The following is a 13393-nucleotide window of genomic DNA, read 5'->3' on the forward strand; positions in this document are numbered from 1 at the left end:
TCTGGTAATTCAATAATTCTGAAAATTCTGATTCAGACAATCTGCATATTTATTTAAAAGCGTCTTCCCCGGTGATATCCATACCGGTTATCAACAGATGAATATCATGTGTACCCTCATAGGTGATCACTGATTCCAGGTTCATCATATGCCTCATGATTGAATATTCGCCGGTTATACCCATACCGCCCAGTATCTGACGAGCCTCACGGGCAATGTTTATGGCGGTTTCTACGCTGTTGCGCTTGGCCATAGATATTTGAGCGGCGGTTGCCCGGTTCTCATTTTTAAGTACGCCCAAACGCCAAACTAATAATTGGGCCTTGGTGATCTCGGTGATCATTTCGGCCAGTTTTTTTTGTTGTAGCTGGAATCCAGCTATAGGGCGGCCAAATTGAACACGTTCTTTGGAGTAGCGCAATGCTGTATCATAACAATCCATGGCTGCACCCAGCGCTCCCCAGGCAATACCATAACGCGCCTGGTTAAGGCAACCCAATGGCCCCTTTAAGCCGGCGACATTAGGCAATAGGTTTTCCTTAGGAATTTTTACATGGTCAAAAACCAGTTCGCCGGTGGCCGATGCTCTTAACGACCATTTATTATGTGTAGTAGGGGTAGTAAAACCTTCCATGCCACGTTCAACGATCAATCCGCGGATCTTACCGCTCTTATCTTTGGCCCAAACAACAGCAATATCTGCAAACGGAGCATTGGAAATCCACATTTTGGCGCCATTTAAAACATAGTGGTCGCCGGCATCTTTTATATTAGTGGTCATGCCGCCCGGGTTTGATCCATGATCTGGCTCGGTAAGACCAAAGCAGCCGATCATTTCCCCGGATGCTAATTTGGGCAGATATTTTTTGCGTTGTTCCTCAGAACCATAGGCGTAAATAGGATACATCACCAATGATCCCTGAACAGATGAGGTAGACCGGATACCCGAATCACCACGCTCAATTTCCTGCATAATAATGCCATAAGCCATATAATCCAGGCCGGCTCCGCCATATTCAACAGGTATAGTTGGGCCAAAGGCGCCTATCTCGGCAAGGCCTTTTATCAGCTGACTGGGAAACTCGGCCTTTTGAGCATAATCCTCAATAATTGGGCTTAATTCTCTTTTCACCCAGTCGCGCACGGATGAACGAATGAGCTTATGTTCTTCGGTTAGCAGTTCATCTAATTGATAATAATCAGGCGATTCATACAGATCTGTTTTAGCCATAATGTTATAGTTGGTGGGCAAATATAGATGATTTAGGATGGAGTTGAGGAAGCCTAAATAGCTGTTTTTGAATACCAGGAGCCACTTTATTTCAAAAACTATGTTTAGATTGTTTAAACCTGCTTTTTGCAAATTATATTTTTTTAAAAAAAATCTCGGGTAGGTCATTTCTGTTAAATTTTAAAGATTCAGGGACATAAACGGGCCTGCTAAATCAAAAAATCAATTACTTTTGGAGTATGATAAACATAGCCTTGCAGGGTGCAGAGTTTTTTGCGTATCACGGATTTTATCCGGAGGAACAAAAAATAGGGTGCCGTTTTCTGGTAGACATAGCGGTAGGTTTCGAGCCGGCAGCAGACTTAAAAGACGGTTTGCATAACACGGTGGACTATGAAAAAATATATATCATAGCCTGCGAAGAAATGAAGATTCCCAGCAAACTGATAGAAACGGTTGGTCAGGCCATTACCAATCGTATTCAAAGCAAGTATCCGTTTGTAAAAACTATTGAAGTAACTGTAAAAAAATTAAATCCCCCATTAACAGGACGTGTAGCCCAATCAAGCGTTACTATTAATTATCCACCAACAACATGAATTATAATATTATAACACCACCTGTAATTGAAGCCATTACGGCCATTGTTGGTGCCGACGCGGTTATTGTGCAGCATGACGATCTTGAAAAGTACAGTCACGATGAAACCGAGGACCTGGTTTATTACCCCGAAGTTGTTGCCAAACCCCAAACTCCTGAAGAAGTTGCCGCCTTATTAAAACTATGCAATAAGCACCGCATCCCGGTTACACCACGTGGCGCTGGTACGGGGTTAAGCGGAGGGGCTTTACCCGTTAAAGGTGGTTTGCTGATAGCTATGGAGCGCTTTAATAAGGTATTGGAGATTGATGAGCAAAATCTGCAGGCAACAGTAGAGCCAGGCGTGATCACCGAGGAATTTATGAACCAGGCTGCTGCCAAAGGCTTGCTTTACCCGGTTGACCCGGCCAGCAAAGGCAGTTGCTTTATTGGGGGCAATGTGTCGCATGGATCCGGCGGTCCACGGGTAGTTAAGTACGGCACCATACGCGAGTATGTATTGAATTTACAGGTAGTTCTGGCTTCGGGCGAGATCATCTGGACGGGCGCAAACACGCTTAAATATGCAGCGGGTTATAATTTAACCCAACTGGTGATAGGCTCAGAAGGTACTTTGGGTATCGTTACCAAAATTGTAGTTAAACTGATCCCGTTACCAACAATCGATGCTTTGATGCTGGCTTCATTTCCAACCAACGAAGCAGCCTGTGCTGCGGTATCAGCCATATTCAGGGCAGGAATTGTACCGTCGGCCCTGGAGTTTATGGAGCGCAGGGGAGTGGAGTGGGTAAAAGAACATGACGATATTGCATTTGATCTGAAAGATGATGTTCAGGCCTTTTTACTGATTGAGGTTGACGGCAACAACCAGGATGTGATATTTGCCGATTGTGAAAAGATCAATGCCGTTTTAGAGAACTACAATTGCAGCGATGTGCTGTTTGCCGATTCATCAGCACAAAAAGAAGAAATTTGGCGTTTGCGCCGTACCATGGCGGTATCAGTAAAATCAAACTCAATTTATAAAGAGGAAGATACGGTGGTGCCCCGCGCTGCACTGCCACAACTTATCAAAGGCATCAAAGAAGTGGGCGCCAAATATGGCTTTGAATCAGTTTGTTATGGTCACGCCGGTGATGGTAACCTGCATGTAAATATCATCAAAGCAAAAATGAGCGATAGCGACTGGAATAACAAACTCAAATTCGGCATCCGTGAAATTTTTGAACTCACCGTATCATTAGGCGGTACACTATCCGGCGAACACGGTATAGGCCTGGTTCAAAAAGAATTTATGCCGATAAAATACTCCGATGTTCATTTTACCCTGTGGAAAGGCATCAAAAAAGTATTTGACCCTAATGGGATCTTAAACCCGGGGAAAATATTTTAACGGATGTGCAGATTACAGATGTGCGGATGTGCAAATGAAAATATTGCTAAATATCTGAATTTTTCTTCATCTGCACATCCGCACATTTAAAATCTGCACATTTATCAATTCGTATTCAAAATCAACCTTGGCTCATCATACTCGATCATATTGCGGCGCTCATTGGCTGGTATAGCTACCGATTTATTGGCGCTGTAATCATAGCTAATGCAAATCGTTTTGCCCGTGGTTACAATTTCTTCACCTTGTTCGGTTATCTTAACCAGCACATGCATTACATCAAAGCTGCTGTTGCCAATGCGTACGGTGCGTACGTAACAAGCTATCTGGTCATTAATGGTAATGGGTTTTAGATAATTGATCTCTGACCGGCCCAGAATAATACCAGCATGGTTCCAATCCCAGTTGATGATCTCTTTCCAGTAATTGCTTCTGGCTATTTCAAAATAGGTCAGGTACACGGCATTGTTTACATGTCCGAAGGCATCTATATCTGAAAAACGGATGGGGATGGCCGTTTTGTACTTGTAATCTGTTAGTTTTTCGCTCATTTAGGTCATTTTGTCTGTACAAAATCAATTTAAAGTGACAAAATGTCGCTTATTTATTGATTTTATCGCTTGGTACAACACTTGATTAATAGCTTACGAAGTTAACAAAAACAAAAACTTAAAGGAGATATTAAAAATGACACTTGTAAAATTCAACAACGGATTAAAAAATAACGCGGTAAACCCATTTTTCAATGATGTATTAGATTCTTTATTGAACGACTCATACATCGGTAATAAATTAGTTGCCCGTGTACCTGCAGTAAACATTGCCGAAACTGAAAACGAATTTCAGATTGAATTGGCTGCACCTGGTTTAAAGAAAGAAGATTTTAAGATCAATTTGGATAAGAATGTATTAACCGTTTCGTCCGAAAAGAAAAGCGAAAGCGTAGAAGAAGGTAAAAAATTCAGCAAACGCGAATACAGCTACAACTCTTTCAGCCGGTCATTCACTTTACCAGAAAGCGCTGATCATTCAAAAATTGAAGCCGATTACACTGATGGCGTATTGAAGCTTACTATAACCAAAAAAGAAGAAGCTAAATTTCAATCAAGAGAAATAGCTATCAAATAATTAAAGATTGTTTTCATAGAGTAGTTAGTTTGGTTTTTTAGAGAGGTCGCTCTGTTTGGAGCGGCCTTTTTTGTGAGATTAATCGAATATTATGAGTGATCTTTTATCAAATAAATCCAGTCATTTATTCATTTTACGCATTTTTAGAAGTTTGATAATTGCTCATTTTTTCATTTGGTGTGAATAATTACATTGTTTGTAACCATTGCTGTTTTTCAACGATAGATAAATAATTGTCTGTAAATCAGTATTTAGAAAATGTTTATAAGTTAATTTCAAATGTTAATAAAGTGTTAATAAAAAATAAATAAAAATCTTGCAGAATTACCAATATGTCCCGATATTGAAATCATCAAGAACGACGTACATTGACAGCCTTTCAGGATTACAGAAATTGAATCGGGTGAACCTTCGGGGGAACTAAAGATCAAGGAAGTGCCTGAGTCACATGAAAAAATGATAAAACGAAAGTCTTTGAAAAAAGATTGTGATTAAAAGAGGTATTGGGGAAATGCAGGAACTTCACGGAGAACCGCAACTGAACCAATGACATTGAAGGAGTCGACAGTTCGAGAGAACGACGGACGAGATCATGTCGGTGATGATACACAAAACTTGATGCTACTGGGATGCTACGGCAGAACAGTGGTTGGGAAACGGGAGCTCAATTCGAAAGAAAAGACTCCCGTTTTCGTATTTTGGGATCCATCCAGCTTACTTACTTTCGCAACAGCAGCTCACAATAACTAATATCAGACTTATTACATTGGCCAGGGTCCTGATGTTGTGCAGAAAATTCCAGGGTTCCTCAAACATGGTCCGGTATGCCGAGAGGTCCTTAGCTGATGCGGTTTCTGCATTGAGCCGGGCTAAAGCATCATTTAAAGGAACATTTCCAAACATGGTTACGCCAAATACACCAATAACGTAAACCAGAGCTGCGCTGACCAGCAGTATAAAGCGCGTATTATTCATCCCCGGAGTATAATTTAAGTATGCGCTTAGTGGTAGCAACAATAGCGTCCCCATAAAACTGGCAAAAAACAGCGGGTTTAATATTTGCACATTGATAGAGTTCATGGCGGCAATGTATTCGCTGTCGGTCAGTTTACCCAATCCTAAATTTACAGAGCAGGTATAGCCATAAAACAAGCCAGCAATTAAGGCGGTGGCCGTAGCGGTGATTATTAAAATAAGAGTTGTCATATTCATCTTGATCATGGTTTACTTTCTTAATGTTTTAATGTATTCAATTACTGAGCTTATCTGGCTGATTGATAGTTTTTTGCCCCAATTGGGCATAATGCCACGACCATTATTAATGGTGTTGAACAGTTCATTATTATCTAATTTACTGATTTGTAAATTCTTGGCGCCCCAGCGGCCTCTCGTGCCATCGTTCCCGTGGCAGGTAGCGCATTTCTTTTCGAACAGGGCCTTACCGGTCAAAGGCGGGTTTTGAGCGTAAGCTGCATAATGATAAACCAGGATTGCAATGGTTATAAGAGGAATAAGCCATCGCCGTATTTTGCTATTGTTAAAAATTGATGATGTCATGGCGTTTTATTTTTTTGATAAAATTGCTACGATATCAAAAAATAAAATAGAACAAAACCGACAGGGAGATAAAATCTAAATCCTAAGTTCTAAAATCTAAATCCGAAATATTAAGCTCTAAATCTTAACATTAAATTCTAAATCAAAATAAATCCGAAATCGAACATCCGAATTTTAAAATCCAAGATCATCTTTGTGCTTGAAACTAAAAACAGATTCCTTAAATTAGTCGGATATGAATAAAGATGGTAAGAACGGGACTATTGGAAGTAATAAAATATTTGTTTTAGATACCTCAGTGATCCTTTACGATCACAACGCATTTCAGAATTTCCAGGAACATGACGTGGCCATACCCATACAGGTGCTGGAAGAACTGGACAATAAAAAAAATGGTAACGACACCCGCAATTTTGAAGCCCGCAGTTTTATCCGCCTTATGGATGATCTGTCGCGCAATAGCCTGGTAAATGAATGGATCCCATTAAACGGCAAAAGTAAAGGCAGCTTCAAAGTAGCGATGGACGTTAAAACCACCGCGGTTGATGCTGAGGAAGTATTTGGCTCCGACAAAACAGATCACCGCATCCTGAACGCGGCCTTAGGTTTACAGGAAGAGAACCCTGAAAAAAAAGTGGTGCTGGTATCAAAAGATATATGCCTGCGACTTAAAGCCAAAGCACTTAACCTGCATGCGGAGGATTATGAAACCGGCAAGATCAAAAATCTGGATGAATTATATACCGGCCAAACGGATGTAAATAAGGTAACCGAAAAGCTGATCAACCAGCTCAACAAGCACGAAAACCTTCCCGCTGAAAGCTTGCATATCACATCATACACCAATAATCACTTCTACATATTAAAAGGTAAAAACAGCGATGTGCCTGGTTTTTATAATACCCAAACCCGCCAGCTCGAAAAAGTTATTGAACAACCGGTATTTAACATATTACCCAAAAATATTGAGCAGGCTTTTGCTATTCATGCCTTATTACATCCCGATATTAAATTGGTAACCATACAGGGCAACGCTGGCACAGGTAAAACCTTGCTGGCCCTGGCCAGCGCGTTGGAGCAGAGAAAATATTATCGTCAAATTTTTGTTACGCGCCCTATTGTACCTTTAAGTAATAAGGATATCGGTTTTTTACCTGGTGATATCAAATCTAAAATTGATCCATATATGGCACCGATATGGGATAACCTGAAGTTTATTAAAGACCAGTTTATGGACGATGAAAAAATGCAGGCCAAAATTGATGAATTGGTAACTAATGATAAAATATCGATAGCCCCGCTTGCCTTTATCCGAGGTCGTACGCTGAGCAAGATATTTTTTATTGTAGACGAGGCCCAGAATTTGACTCCGCATGAGGTAAAAACCATTATATCGCGTGCCGGCGAAAACAGCAAATTTGTTTTTACCGGAGATATTTACCAGATAGATACACCATATCTTGATGCAGAAAGCAACGGTTTATCCTACCTGATAGACAAAGCCAAGGGACACCCGTTATATGCACACATCACCCTGCAAAAAGGAGAGCGGAGCGAACTGGCCAATTTGGCAAATGAATTGTTGTGAGATTAGTATCAAGTAGTTAGTATCAAGTATCACGACAGCTACATTTGATTCACGAGATATTTAAAAATCTTGATACTTAATACTAACTACTTGATACTAAAAACAGTTATATGAAAATATCAAAATACCTGCACTCGTGTCTCGTTTTTGAGCTTGATGGTTATAAGATTTTATTTGATCCCGGTGATATTTCTTTTATCGAAGGGCTGGTAAACCCGGAAATGTTTGCCGATGTTGATATTGTAGTGATCAGCCATATTCATCCCGATCACTTTGTAATAGATATATTACAAAAAATTATTGCTGTCAGCGGCGCGCAGGTGGTAACCAATAGGCAGGTTGGTGAGCAGTTAGATAACGCTGGAATACAATATTCGCTTCTGGAAGATGGCATCCAGCATTTCGGCCCGTTCAAATTAGAGGCTTTTCCGGTACAGCACGCACTGATCATGGATAACCCTTTACCTCAAATGACGGGCTTCGTGATCAACGATAGGGTGCTGCACCCGGTCGACTCCATGGAAGATAAATTATTGAAATTCAAAGGAATAGAGTTATTGATTATGATAACCATGGCCCCCTTTGCCAGCGAAGTAATGATATCCGCCTTTGCCGACAAGCTGCATCCCCGCCAGATATTACCCGTTCATGATGGCTATGCCAAAACGTTCTTCATTCAGAAAAGATATGGTGCTTACGTGAAACATTTTGACAAACTGGGCATAAAGTTTCATGAAGTATACCAAATAGGCGATAGTATCAGCATCTGATTTGGGGTTTAGGATGTTCGATTTTGAAATCATGAGACATTAGCTACAATTTAATTATCTTATTATCAGATAATTACTATAAATTCAAAGTGCTAAAATTGGGGTATAAAAAAAGCCCCTACCTTTTACGGTAGAGGCCCTATGGAACCAACCTCCTGCTAAGCTGGCCCACATTAACCTTATCACACTGCTAAGGTGAAGATTAATAATGAAGAAAACATGAACTTCTGTTTTATGCTTGGTGTAAATTTTACATCTTAGCAAAAAACAAGATCGCTCACATGCAAAAGCCCGATAGTCTGATATTCGACATGGACGGAACCCTTTGGGATGCCGTTGATACCTACGCCAATTCCTGGAATCTCGTATTCGAAAAAATGAGTATACAACGTGTCATCGGTCGTAATGATCTGATGCAGCTGATGGGCATGGAGGGTAAAATGCTAACCAAAGTACTCATGCCCGATTTTGATGACGACAGGGCACAGGGTATTTATATGGATGTAAATGAAACACGCCGGCAGATACTCCCCACCAGCGGCGGCGTCATGTACGATGGGGTAACTGAGGGCATCAAACAATTGGCAACTAAATACAAACTCTTTATACTCAGTAATTGTGCCATAGGCATCATCCCTTTATTTATTAGTTGGGCTAAAATTGAAGATGATATTATCGACTCCATAGCTTATGGACAAAACAATATGCCAAAACATCATAACATGCAACTGCTGATTGACAAGCACCAGCTAAAGCATCCGGTTTACATTGGTGATACCAATGGTGACGCTGAGCAGACACGTATGGCAGGGATACCGTTTATATTTGTGACCTATGGTTTTGGCAAAACAAACGATTATGCCTTGAAGTTTGATGATTTCGGATCATTAACAAAATATTATATGAGTTTGTAAGTTTTTAAAACGTTAGCCAAATTTTATCTACCCCTAAAATATGCCCCAATGGTAAAACGTGCACTCTACCTGCTGTTATTTTTGCTGACCTCAGCCTCATCATTCGCCCAAAAAGTACAGATTGATGCTGAACGCTGGATAACAAAGGACTTGGGGCATCTATACTTCGCCGACAAAAAAGTATATTATAATTTTGTGGGAAACGCTGGTATTAAAGACCATTATGCCATTGTGAATGATACGCTGATCTTATCTGATATCTTTAGGAGCAGTGCCGATAATTTTAAGCAACAGCACCGGGACGATTTTAAATTTCTGATAAGACATGCCGATTACAATCGTATATATTTAAAAGCCGTTGAACCTAATGCGATCAAATTGGCAGGTACTATTACTTATGAGTTCCTGAACTTCAAAAACAGCTACGATAAAAACATCAAATTCTCCAAGCTCTATTTTTTATCATCCACCTGCTTTGGTGACTGCCCACAGCTGGGTATCGAGATATGGCCCAATGGTGATTATCATCTAAAAGCAGGCGAACACGCTGCACCATTCAAAGGCGATTATACCGGAAAATTAAGTCAAAATCAGCTGGATACACTAAACTATTGGTTAAAGCATAGCGAACTAAAAAAAATGAACGATTGGCAGCAAGGCAACCAGGTGGTTGATGCGCCAAATTATTATTTTGCTATTGATTTTGTTGACAATAAAAAGAAACTGAGCATCAACACCAACGAGCCCCCGTTAAATATTATCGACCTGATCAATTTCATGCTGTCGTCTTACAAAAATGTAAAACTTACTCCCGTGGGTAATAATTGATGAGAATCAAGAGATAAGAGTCAGGAGTCAAGACAAGAAACTGCTTTTCTTATATTTAACAATAGTATTATCCTACTATGTTGTTTTTCCTGATTCTTAACTCTTGATTCCTGACTCTTAGTTTTATTTTGTAGTTTAGATAAAAATATATCTATATGAAAGGCCGCACCAAAGCAATTATTTTAATCGTAATATTAGTATTGATCGCCGGGTTTTCTTACCAGCGTTATTTCTTTGTTTTTGGCGAAGGCGCAAAGGCTGGCACCATGAACTACTTTGTAAAAAAAGGATACCTGTTTAAAACCTACGAAGGCCGGCTAATACAAAGCGGTATAAAAACACCACAGGGAGGCGGTAATATCTCCTCAAATGAATTTATGTTTTCTGTTACCGACGAAAAAGTTGCCCAAAAATTAAGCAGCAGCGCCGGTTCCTATCTGGAATTACACTATAAAGAATATCTGCATGCCTTACCATGGCGCGGCGTAAGCGTATTTGTTGTAGACAGCATTATTTCGGAAAAACCGGTTATTAGTCAATAATCCATCGGATTAGTTCTCTTAATTGTATCAGTGCAAAATATTATGCACTGACCTCTGCATCGCGTAAGGCTTTAATGGTATCATGGGCAACCCTTAAACTTTCCAGCTGCTTTTTAAGAATAAATACAACCTGCTGATCTTCCCATATCAACTCTTTATCGTCCAGTGCTGCCCTGTAGGCTTTTTTGGCAACATCCTCAGCGCGTTCACAATCAGCCAAAATGCTTTGTCGGTCTTTACTTCCGAAAGCAGCTTTAACATCTATCCAGGTATTATTCAATTTTCCAGACAAGGTAGTACCATCGGTAGGGTCACCACCCAACACGTGGATGTACTCTTTTAGTTCCGAAACATTGCTTTTGCTTTGATCAATATATTCCTTAAAAAGCAAATTCAAGCCCGTTTCTTTGGTGTTTTCATTAGCTTTTGTATAACCTGCTATACGGTCGTTATTTATTTTAATCAGATCGTTAAGTGCCGATATCTGGTGTTGTATATGTTGTAAAGCTCCCATGATTATATTTTTATAACTAATAAACATAACAAATGAGTTAATGTTTTTTAATTAAAATAAATCAACCCTAAGCCTTTAGTAGCATAATTCTATTTATTATTGAAGTTTGGAATGTACTTTTCCAATACCCCACAAAACCAATGTTATCAATTTCTGTTAAAGATGCTATTATAAATTACCGGGGTTTAAAACAATTTAAGCCCGATAAGCATTTATTAACCATTTAGCATGAAAATAACCTTCAGTCCCCGGATTGACATGATCAGGGGATTGAAAAAAACACTTGTTACAATGACTAAATCTCATAAAAAACAACAACAAACCGATATAAAATCGCTGCCTAAAACACCTACAGGCATCAACGGACTTGATGAAATAACCGGTGGCGGATTACCTCAGGGCCGGCCCACACTTATTTGCGGGGAAGCCGGTTGCGGTAAAACCCTCATGTCACTTGAGTTTATAGTTCGTGGGGCGCTCATGTTTAATGAACCGGGTGTTTTTATGGCTTTTGAAGAAAAAACCGACGAATTAGCGCTGAACGTAGCTTCGCTTGGTTTTGATCTTTATGAATTACAGGATAAGAAAAAAGTAAAATTAGATCATGTACACATTGACCGGAGTGAGATAGAAGAGACCGGTGAATACGATCTGGAAGGATTGTTTATCAGATTAGGTCATGCCATTGATAGCATTGGAGCCAAAAGAGTAGTGCTCGATACCATCGAAAACCTGTTTTCGGGTTTAAGCAATCAAACTATTTTACGGGCAGAATTGCGCAGGCTTTTCGCATTTCTTAAAAATAAAGGCGTAACAGCCATTATAACCGGCGAAAAAGGAGATGGTGGCGCTTTAACACGACAAGGATTAGAGGAGTATGTATCAGATTGTGTGATCCTGCTTGACCACCGGGTTATCAACCAGATCTCAACCCGCCGCCTCCGTGTTGTAAAATACAGGGGTTCACAGCATGGCACCAACGAGTACCCGTTTTTAATTGACGAGGATGGCATTTCTGTATTGCCTGTAACTTCATTAGTGCTAGAAAAAGCGGTTTCTTCCAAAAGAGTATCCTCTGGCATCCCTGCGTTGGATTATATGCTTGGCGGGCAGGGTTTTTTTCATGGAAGCAGTATATTAGTTTCGGGAACTGCCGGAACCGGCAAAACCAGTATCGGGGCTTATTTTGCGGCCGAAACTTGCAAACAGAAAAAGAAATGTCTCTATTTTGCCTTTGAAGAATCGCCTAACCAGATCATCCGCAACATGAAATCGATTAATATCGATCTGCAGCCTTACGTTAATAGCGGGCTATTACGATTTCACGCTTCGCGCCCCACCTTGTATGGGCTGGAAATGCACCTGGTAGCTATTTATAAGCTAATTAAGCAATTTAAACCAGCTACGGTAATATTAGATCCAATAACCAACCTAATTACCGTAGGCTCTGTAAGTGAAGTAAAATCGATGCTGGTACGATTGATAGACTTTTTACAGAACGAGCAGATCACGGTGATGTTCACCGCATTATCGCTCAATACCGTGGTAAATGAACAAACCGACGAGGGCGTATCATCATTGGTTGATACCTGGATGCTGGTACGCGATATTGAACACAACGGCGAGCGTAACCGTGGTTTATACATCATGAAATCGCGCGGGATGAAGCATTCAAACCAGGTACGTGAATTTATTATAACCGATAAAGGGCTGGATTTAGTGGATGTTTATCTGGGCCCCGAAGGCGTTTTAACAGGATCGGCCCGGGAAGCGCAACAGCTTAAAGAAAGAACCGGAGTAGCGCTACGCGATTTTGCCGTATTACGAAAAGACAAAGAGATTAACCGTAAACGTAAAGTACTGGAAGCTAAGATCTCCAATTTACAGGCTGAGTTTGAATCTGTAGAGGAGGAACTGAACAGAATATATTACGAAGACGAGCTAAAACAACAAATAATAGATAAAAACCGGGATGAGATAACGAAAATGAGAAGGGGGATAAAAGAGGAAAGTCCTACAAAGAAGAAATAATGGAAACAGAAGAAATAAATTATGAGTTAAGATTATATGTTGCTGGCAAAACAGCAAAATCCGCCACCGCGTTATCTAATCTTAAAAAATATTGCGAAGAACATTTAAAGGGGCAGTACACTATTGAAGTAATTGACCTTTTAGTAAAACCACAATTGGCCGAAGGCGACCAGATATTTGCCATCCCTACGTTGGTGCGCAAGGTTCCGGAGCCTATCCGTAAAATAATCGGAGATCTGTCAAATGAAGAAAAAGTATTGGTAGGCTTAGATATACGCCCACGTTAAACCATAAAAA

General features: G+C 40.2%; 15 protein-coding genes. 10 read left to right on the forward strand and 5 right to left on the reverse strand.

Going from position 1 to position 13393, the window contains the following annotated elements; translation table 11 throughout:
- Positions 1 to 49: 49 nt before the first annotated feature.
- Positions 50 to 1231 carry an acyl-CoA dehydrogenase family protein gene (locus ACNURT_RS14605; RefSeq protein WP_419698299.1) on the reverse strand — a complete coding sequence of 394 codons (1182 nt, stop codon included), beginning with the start codon at positions 1229 to 1231 and terminating at the stop codon, positions 50 to 52.
- Positions 1232 to 1470: 239 nt separating this feature from the next.
- On the opposite strand from ACNURT_RS14605, the gene folB reads away from it, so the two are divergent.
- Both folB and ACNURT_RS14615 read left to right on the forward strand, forming a co-directional pair.
- Complete coding sequence (gene folB, locus ACNURT_RS14610; RefSeq protein ID WP_370996378.1) at positions 1471 to 1830, forward strand: dihydroneopterin aldolase; 360 nt, start codon at positions 1471 to 1473, stop codon at positions 1828 to 1830.
- Positions 1827 to 3224 (forward strand): FAD-binding oxidoreductase, encoded by a 1398-nt coding sequence (locus tag ACNURT_RS14615; RefSeq protein WP_419698300.1) that lies wholly within the window; start codon positions 1827 to 1829, stop codon positions 3222 to 3224. Before folB ends, ACNURT_RS14615 begins: the two co-directional genes overlap by 4 nt.
- Before the next feature lie 104 nt (positions 3225 to 3328).
- On the opposite strand, the gene ACNURT_RS14620 is transcribed toward ACNURT_RS14615, so the two are convergent.
- Positions 3329 to 3775: an acyl-CoA thioesterase gene (locus ACNURT_RS14620; protein WP_166086605.1), complete on the reverse strand. Its 447-nt coding sequence runs from the start codon at positions 3773 to 3775 to the stop codon at positions 3329 to 3331.
- Between the two features lie 136 nt (positions 3776 to 3911).
- Here ACNURT_RS14620 and ACNURT_RS14625 point away from each other — a divergent pair, with 136 nt between their 5' ends.
- Complete coding sequence (locus ACNURT_RS14625; protein WP_419698301.1) at positions 3912 to 4352, forward strand: Hsp20/alpha crystallin family protein; 441 nt, start codon at positions 3912 to 3914, stop codon at positions 4350 to 4352.
- A gap of 714 nt (positions 4353 to 5066) precedes the next feature.
- On the opposite strand, the gene ACNURT_RS14630 is transcribed toward ACNURT_RS14625, so the two are convergent.
- Both ACNURT_RS14630 and ACNURT_RS14635 read right to left on the reverse strand, forming a co-directional pair.
- Positions 5067 to 5564, reverse strand: a complete 498-nt coding sequence (locus ACNURT_RS14630) for a DUF1772 domain-containing protein (protein ID WP_419698302.1) — start codon at positions 5562 to 5564, stop codon at positions 5067 to 5069.
- Positions 5565 to 5576: 12 nt separating this feature from the next.
- Positions 5577 to 5909, reverse strand: a complete 333-nt coding sequence (locus ACNURT_RS14635; RefSeq protein WP_419698303.1) for a c-type cytochrome — start codon at positions 5907 to 5909, stop codon at positions 5577 to 5579.
- A 235-nt stretch (positions 5910 to 6144) separates the two neighbouring features.
- On the opposite strand from ACNURT_RS14635, the gene ACNURT_RS14640 reads away from it, so the two are divergent.
- The 5 genes from ACNURT_RS14640 (at position 6145) to ACNURT_RS14660 (ending at position 10551) form a co-directional block, all read left to right on the forward strand.
- On the forward strand, positions 6145 to 7497 hold the full coding sequence (locus tag ACNURT_RS14640) for a PhoH family protein (protein ID WP_370996383.1): 1353 nt from the start codon (positions 6145 to 6147) through the stop codon (positions 7495 to 7497).
- Positions 7498 to 7607: 110 nt separating this feature from the next.
- A complete protein-coding gene (locus ACNURT_RS14645) occupies positions 7608 to 8267 on the forward strand; it encodes an MBL fold metallo-hydrolase (RefSeq protein ID WP_419698304.1) in 660 nt (219 codons plus the stop codon).
- Between the two features lie 281 nt (positions 8268 to 8548).
- Complete coding sequence (locus tag ACNURT_RS14650; protein WP_419698305.1) at positions 8549 to 9181, forward strand: HAD family hydrolase; 633 nt, start codon at positions 8549 to 8551, stop codon at positions 9179 to 9181.
- A 48-nt stretch (positions 9182 to 9229) separates the two neighbouring features.
- A complete protein-coding gene (locus tag ACNURT_RS14655; protein ID WP_419698306.1) occupies positions 9230 to 10009 on the forward strand; it encodes a DUF6438 domain-containing protein in 780 nt (259 codons plus the stop codon).
- A 155-nt stretch (positions 10010 to 10164) separates the two neighbouring features.
- Positions 10165 to 10551: a hypothetical protein gene (locus ACNURT_RS14660; RefSeq protein ID WP_419698307.1), complete on the forward strand. Its 387-nt coding sequence runs from the start codon at positions 10165 to 10167 to the stop codon at positions 10549 to 10551.
- A 40-nt stretch (positions 10552 to 10591) separates the two neighbouring features.
- Here the strand turns inward: ACNURT_RS14660 and ACNURT_RS14665 are convergent, their stop codons facing one another.
- Positions 10592 to 11065, reverse strand: a complete 474-nt coding sequence (locus tag ACNURT_RS14665) for a ferritin-like domain-containing protein (RefSeq protein WP_419698308.1) — start codon at positions 11063 to 11065, stop codon at positions 10592 to 10594.
- Between the two features lie 291 nt (positions 11066 to 11356).
- Here ACNURT_RS14665 and kaiC point away from each other — a divergent pair, with 291 nt between their 5' ends.
- Together kaiC and ACNURT_RS14675 are read left to right on the forward strand one after the other, a co-directional pair.
- Positions 11357 to 13096, forward strand: coding sequence for a circadian clock protein KaiC (kaiC, locus tag ACNURT_RS14670; RefSeq protein ID WP_419698309.1), 1740 nt, complete (start codon positions 11357 to 11359; stop codon positions 13094 to 13096).
- The gene (locus tag ACNURT_RS14675; protein WP_370996390.1) at positions 13096 to 13383 is read left to right on the forward strand and encodes a circadian clock KaiB family protein; all 288 of its coding nucleotides are present in this window, start codon (positions 13096 to 13098) and stop codon (positions 13381 to 13383) included. Before kaiC ends, ACNURT_RS14675 begins: the two co-directional genes overlap by 1 nt.
- Positions 13384 to 13393 lie beyond the last annotated feature (10 nt).

It is taken from the genome of Mucilaginibacter sp. NFX135 (genome assembly GCF_048565145.1).
Lineage (GTDB): Bacteria > Bacteroidota > Bacteroidia > Sphingobacteriales > Sphingobacteriaceae > Mucilaginibacter.

What these genes read in the sequence shown, in the direction of transcription:
- ACNURT_RS14660 (WP_419698307.1), top strand. Translation starts at nt 10,165, where the DNA reads ATGAAAGGCCGCACCAAAGCAATTATTTTAATCGTAATATTAGTATTG.
- folB (WP_370996378.1), top strand. Translation starts at nt 1,471, where the DNA reads ATGATAAACATAGCCTTGCAGGGTGCAGAGTTTTTTGCGTATCACGGA.
- ACNURT_RS14605 (WP_419698299.1), bottom strand. Translation starts at nt 1,231, where the DNA reads ATGGCTAAAACAGATCTGTATGAATCGCCTGATTATTATCAATTAGAT.
- ACNURT_RS14655 (WP_419698306.1), top strand. Translation starts at nt 9,230, where the DNA reads ATGGTAAAACGTGCACTCTACCTGCTGTTATTTTTGCTGACCTCAGCC.
- ACNURT_RS14645 (WP_419698304.1), top strand. Translation starts at nt 7,608, where the DNA reads ATGAAAATATCAAAATACCTGCACTCGTGTCTCGTTTTTGAGCTTGAT.
- ACNURT_RS14620 (WP_166086605.1), bottom strand. Translation starts at nt 3,775, where the DNA reads ATGAGCGAAAAACTAACAGATTACAAGTACAAAACGGCCATCCCCATC.
- kaiC (WP_419698309.1), top strand. Translation starts at nt 11,357, where the DNA reads ATGACTAAATCTCATAAAAAACAACAACAAACCGATATAAAATCGCTG.
- ACNURT_RS14635 (WP_419698303.1), bottom strand. Translation starts at nt 5,909, where the DNA reads ATGACATCATCAATTTTTAACAATAGCAAAATACGGCGATGGCTTATT.
- ACNURT_RS14675 (WP_370996390.1), top strand. Translation starts at nt 13,096, where the DNA reads ATGGAAACAGAAGAAATAAATTATGAGTTAAGATTATATGTTGCTGGC.
- ACNURT_RS14625 (WP_419698301.1), top strand. Translation starts at nt 3,912, where the DNA reads ATGACACTTGTAAAATTCAACAACGGATTAAAAAATAACGCGGTAAAC.
- ACNURT_RS14615 (WP_419698300.1), top strand. Translation starts at nt 1,827, where the DNA reads ATGAATTATAATATTATAACACCACCTGTAATTGAAGCCATTACGGCC.
- ACNURT_RS14650 (WP_419698305.1), top strand. Translation starts at nt 8,549, where the DNA reads ATGCAAAAGCCCGATAGTCTGATATTCGACATGGACGGAACCCTTTGG.
- ACNURT_RS14665 (WP_419698308.1), bottom strand. Translation starts at nt 11,065, where the DNA reads ATGGGAGCTTTACAACATATACAACACCAGATATCGGCACTTAACGAT.
- ACNURT_RS14630 (WP_419698302.1), bottom strand. Translation starts at nt 5,564, where the DNA reads ATGAATATGACAACTCTTATTTTAATAATCACCGCTACGGCCACCGCC.
- ACNURT_RS14640 (WP_370996383.1), top strand. Translation starts at nt 6,145, where the DNA reads ATGAATAAAGATGGTAAGAACGGGACTATTGGAAGTAATAAAATATTT.